Below are 4,810 nucleotides of genomic sequence, written 5' to 3'. Positions count from 1 at the left end.
CTCCTGTTCTTCGTCAGATAGCCCGCTATCTTCCTCATCACAGAAGCGAAAATGCCTCAAAAACTCATCCCAAATCATCGCACGATAAATTCAAAACAGCTTCTGAAAAATCCGGTTATATATCACACATGCAGGTGCATGCATTGTTTTTTACTGTTTATTGTAACTTATATATTTCACTTCCTGCCAACAGGAAACACCCTGTACCGAAATCATCAAAATCGGGTTTGCTGTCGTAGGTTACGGGTTGTCCGTCTTTCGGTTCTTTGCCAGTTCCCTGTACGTATCCTAAATATCCGTTGGGATGCACAGCGTCTTTCACCATGGCATTCCAGGCTTTCAGTACGATGGGCAGGTATTCATTTCGGTCAAGCAATCCTGTACGGATACCCCATGCCATGCCATATACGAAGAGCGAAGTACCAGTCAGTTCTTTGCCTCCGAAATGAGTAGGGTCGTGCAAGCTGACGTTCCAGAATCCGTCTTCACGCTGGCAAGCTTTGAGTGCTTTGCTCATGGTGAGGAAATCGTTGATGTAATCCTGCCGGTGGGTCTCGTCAGCAGGAATCTCATTTAATATACGTACATAGGTAGCATATACCCATCCGTTTCCACGACTCCAGTAGCAGTCCTCGCCGTTTGGTTCCTTGTAGGGAGGGTCAAAGTCTGCATCTCTCCACCACAGACCGTCTTTAAGGTTGAACATGCCATTGTCACCCAACCGATTGCGGGTATATTCATACATCTGCCACATCTTGTCGAAATATTTTTGTTCGCCGGTCAGTTTGCCCATCTTGGCAAATCCGGGCATTCCCATCTGTATGGCGTCAATCCATGTCCATTCGTTGATTTGCGGCGTATTGAGCAGCATGTTCAGGTTGGCCTTGGCATGACGTAACACTTTTGGGTCGGGACAGAGGTTATACATATCTATATATACTTGCGTGCAAGCATAGTTGTCGGCATGACGTGTCCATGTTTCACCACGCACCATGTTCCAGTCATGAAATTCTCCCCACTGATAGGTGTAGTTGTAATATCTGTCATCGGGATAGATGGAATAGAGTGCCATCAGTCCTTCATAATATACGGCACGTGTCCAGATGTTGCTAGGCCGCATCTTGTTCACGTAGCTGGGCTGGCGACAGTCGGGATTGTTTTTCATGTAGAAATCGTTTACCTTGATCAGTGTTTTCAGCGTTTCTTTCTGGTCGGGTATTTCCTGTGCTTTCAGCATGCCAATACCTCCCAAGAAGAGCGCCAATGCTGCAATAAATAATTTTTTCATGGTTCTTTTATTGATTAAATGAATATTTCCTGGGCAAAAGTACGGATTATTCTGTACTGAAAAAATGGAAAATAATACAGATTCCTTTGTTTTTATCCATATTTGGGTAAATTTTGTCTGCGGGGGAAAGTAATTTGTACAATTACACTTGGTTTCTGTATGATTTTCTATTTCAAATATTGTTTGGTTCGTTTATCTTTGCGACATGACAATTGATTGGTATATCCAGAAACTGTTTTGAAAACGAATACATTAAGACGCAAAAATTTTTTGGAGAGATTCAAAACAGTTTCTCAATTTAAAAAGTATAGGTAATATGAATAAAATGTGGACAAAGTGGTTGGCTTTTGCTTGGGTAGCGATGTGTGCTTTGCATCTCTCGGCAAAAGATGTGTTTCCCGATGGTACTCCGGTGCCCGACTGGTTCCGTCAGACGGAAATTGTGAATTTGCAGGATTTGGGTAAAAGTTATCGCATTACAGATTATGGAGTGGTAAACGATAGTACAGTCTTGCAGACAGAGAAGATACAGGCAGTTATCGACAAGGCGTCTCAGGATGGGGGCGGAGTGGTTTATATCCCGAAAGGAACGTTTTTGAGCGGTTCACTTTTCTTTAAGCCTAATACACACCTGTATATAGAAAAAGGTGGAACTTTGAAGGGAAGTGATGATATCAGCCACTTTGCTGTTATTGATACACGTATGGAAGGGCAGAACCTGAAATATTTTGCAGCTTTGGTCAATGCCATCGGGGTGGATGGCTTTACCATTTCGGGTGAAGGACGTATTAACGGAAATGGTCTGCGTTATTGGAAATCTTTTTGGTTGCGCCGGCAAGTGAATCCGAAATGCACCAACTTGGAAGAGTTGCGCCCACGTCTGGTATATATCGCCGATTCAAGAGATGTGCAGCTCTCGGGTGTGCGTCTGGAGAACTCTCCTTTTTGGACTACCCATCTTTACCGTTGCGAGAATGTCAAGTTGCTGAACCTTTCAATTTTCGCCCCTTACGAACCGGTGAAGGCGCCCAGTTCGGATGCCATTGATATTGATGTCTGCACCAATGTGTTGGTGAAGAATTGCTATATGTCGGTCAACGATGATGCCATTGCCTTGAAAGGTGGAAAGGGGCCATGGGCTGACCAGGATAAGAAAAACAATGGTTCGAACCGTAACATTATCATAGAAGATTGCGTGTATGGGTTTTGCCATAGTGCATTGACTTGCGGAAGTGAATCCATCCATGACCATAACATCGTGCTTCGTCGTTGCCGGCTGGACAATGCAAAGCGCTTGCTTTGGTTGAAGATGCGTCCCGATACGCCCCAGAACTACGAATATATTACGGTAGAAAATATCACCGGTACGGTTTCCAGCTTTCTTTATGCAAAACCATGGACCCAATTCTTCGATCTGCAAGGGCGGAAGGATATACCTTATTCATATTCAAGCCACGTGACGATGCGGAATATTACGATGGAATGTGAGGTGGTGTTTGATGTGGCAAAAGCGGAAGACCAATATAAATTGTCCGATTTTATGTTCGAAAACTTAAACTTGACCGTAACAAAGAAGCCCGAAATACAGAAAGATTGTGTAGAAGGGTTTACTTTGAAGAATGTGACGATAAACGGTAAGAAAGTGGAATGATATTAGTGGATACCCTTAAATTTCCAGCAAGCAGCTGTTTTGAATTTATCGTGTGCTGATTTGGAGTATTTCCGCTAGTGTGATGAGGAAGATAGCGGGCTATCTGATGAAGGACAGAAGCGGAAATGACCAAAAATTGCCCAAAGCACACACGAAAACGGATACATCAAGCCAAGAAAAACTTTTTGGAGAAATTCAAAACAGTTTCTCTTGGCTTTATGCTATTTTGCTAGCACATTACAAACATAGGAACTTATATAGTCAATCAGAAATGAATTGCGTAAAATTATCTCTGATTGACTATAAATGCCAATAGCACAGAAGTATTGGCTTTGATTTCCCTGACTCTTTTTATATAATGGTAGCCACATGCACGACAGATATCATAAAAAAACCGGCCTCTGATAATAGAAGCCGGCTTTTATGTAAGGAAACAATCGAATCCGAATTATAAGTTTGTACGTTTTTCCTGGATTCTGGCTTTCTTACCGGTAAGTTTGCGCAAGTAGTACAATTTAGCACGACGCACTTTACCAATCTTGTTGACAGTAATGCTGTCGATAGCCGGAGACTCCAAGGGGAAAATACGTTCTACACCTACTGTACCAGACATTTTACGTACGGTGAAGCGTTTCTTTTCGCCGTGTCCACAGATTTTGATAACTACACCACGATACATCTGAATACGTTCCTTGTTACCTTCGACGATACGGTATGCTACTGTAACCGTGTCACCTGCTTTGAATGAAGGATGCTGTTTGCCAGTAGCAAATGCTTCTTCTGCAATTTTAATTAAATCCATCTTGTTTTTTGAAATTAAATTGTTTATCGTACCCAACGCAACATACCAAGTAACTCTTCTTGACAGCGATTGCGCGGAAGCGGTGCAAAGTAAGTGATTTTTTGCGACATGACAAAGCCTTTTCGCTTTATTTTGAAGGAAAATTTGGGCATCGTCGGCTTTTTTTCTAACTTTGACTGGAAATAAACAGACAATCAATATGAAAAAAAGATTATGTTATGGCATGTATGTGGTAGCCCTAGCTTTAACGGCATGTAGTTCAGGCTATTCGCTGGTGTCGGTAGAAGGAGAAAGGGTACCTGTGACAAAAGCATACGATGTGGAGCAAGATATGAAAGCGTGGCGTATGTTGCAGCCTTACCAGGAGGGTGTGGATAGCATCATGAAGCCGGTAATCGGCCATGCGGCACGGAAGTTGGAAGTTTACCGTCCCGAATCGCCCTTGTCGAATCTGTTAGCAGACGTGTTGCGTACGGCGGCGGAAGTTAAAACCGGTATGCCGGCAGATGTGGGCGTGATGAACATGGGAGGCATACGCAGTCTGCTGAATGAAGGGGAGGTAACGGTTGCATCGGTTTATGAAATCACTCCGTTCGAAAACCATTTGGTGGTAGTGACATTGAAAGGGAAAGACTTGCAGGAACTGTTCAGGCAGATGGCTGGGGTACATGGAGAAGGACTAAGTGGAGCAAGGCTTGTCATATCGGAATCGGGCAATCTGCTGAGTGCGAAAGTCGGTGGAAAGGACATTGACCCGGAAAAGGACTATCAGGTAGCTACCATTGACTATTTAGCCGAAGGGAATGATCATTTGTCAGCCTTTAAAGAAGCTGTGGGTAAGCTTGAACCGGAAAATGCTGTTTTGCGGGATTTGTTCATCGATTATGTAAAAAATATGGAAGCTTTGGGCAAGTGTGTTGATGCGAAGGTGGAAGGGCGGATTGTTGAACAATAATACAGTTCAAGTTTCGCAAGTTCAACTTGCAGCTTTTAATCTATAAATGTCGCAAATATGTTTCATATCTTCCTCCCTGTTGATGATAGCCTGATAGATATCTTCGTCAGTCAA

General features: G+C 43.2%; 4 protein-coding genes. 2 read left to right on the top strand and 2 right to left on the bottom strand.

The window, feature by feature from the left end; translation table 11 throughout:
* Positions 1-157: 157 nt before the first annotated feature.
* On the bottom strand, positions 158-1,288 hold the full coding sequence (locus B5F71_RS18775; RefSeq protein ID WP_022040248.1) for a glycoside hydrolase family 88 protein: 1,131 nt from the start codon (positions 1,286-1,288) through the stop codon (positions 158-160).
* Positions 1,289-1,613: 325 nt separating this feature from the next.
* Here B5F71_RS18775 and B5F71_RS18770 point away from each other — a divergent pair, with 325 nt between their 5' ends.
* Positions 1,614-2,939: a glycosyl hydrolase family 28 protein gene (locus tag B5F71_RS18770; RefSeq protein WP_191765336.1), complete on the top strand. Its 1,326-nt coding sequence runs from the start codon at positions 1,614-1,616 to the stop codon at positions 2,937-2,939.
* Positions 2,940-3,387: 448 nt separating this feature from the next.
* Here the strand turns inward: B5F71_RS18770 and rplS are convergent, their stop codons facing one another.
* Positions 3,388-3,741, bottom strand: coding sequence for a 50S ribosomal protein L19 (rplS, locus tag B5F71_RS18765; protein ID WP_022040246.1), 354 nt, complete (start codon positions 3,739-3,741; stop codon positions 3,388-3,390).
* Positions 3,742-3,940: 199 nt separating this feature from the next.
* Between rplS and B5F71_RS18760 the strand changes: the two genes are divergently transcribed.
* On the top strand, positions 3,941-4,696 hold the full coding sequence (locus tag B5F71_RS18760; RefSeq protein WP_087213377.1) for a 5'-nucleotidase: 756 nt from the start codon (positions 3,941-3,943) through the stop codon (positions 4,694-4,696).
* The last annotated feature ends 114 nt before the right edge of the window (positions 4,697-4,810 follow it).

Origin of the sequence: Bacteroides sp. An269, assembly GCF_002159755.1 — a bacterium.
In the GTDB taxonomy this organism is placed as follows: Bacteria; Bacteroidota; Bacteroidia; order Bacteroidales; family Bacteroidaceae; genus Phocaeicola; species Phocaeicola intestinalis.
This window is presented reverse-complemented; position numbering and strand designations above follow the sequence as displayed.

What these genes read in the sequence shown, in the direction of transcription:
- B5F71_RS18775 (WP_022040248.1), bottom strand. Translation starts at nt 1,288, where the DNA reads ATGAAAAAATTATTTATTGCAGCATTGGCGCTCTTCTTGGGAGGTATT.
- B5F71_RS18760 (WP_087213377.1), top strand. Translation starts at nt 3,941, where the DNA reads ATGAAAAAAAGATTATGTTATGGCATGTATGTGGTAGCCCTAGCTTTA.
- B5F71_RS18770 (WP_191765336.1), top strand. Translation starts at nt 1,614, where the DNA reads ATGTGGACAAAGTGGTTGGCTTTTGCTTGGGTAGCGATGTGTGCTTTG.
- rplS (WP_022040246.1), bottom strand. Translation starts at nt 3,741, where the DNA reads ATGGATTTAATTAAAATTGCAGAAGAAGCATTTGCTACTGGCAAACAG.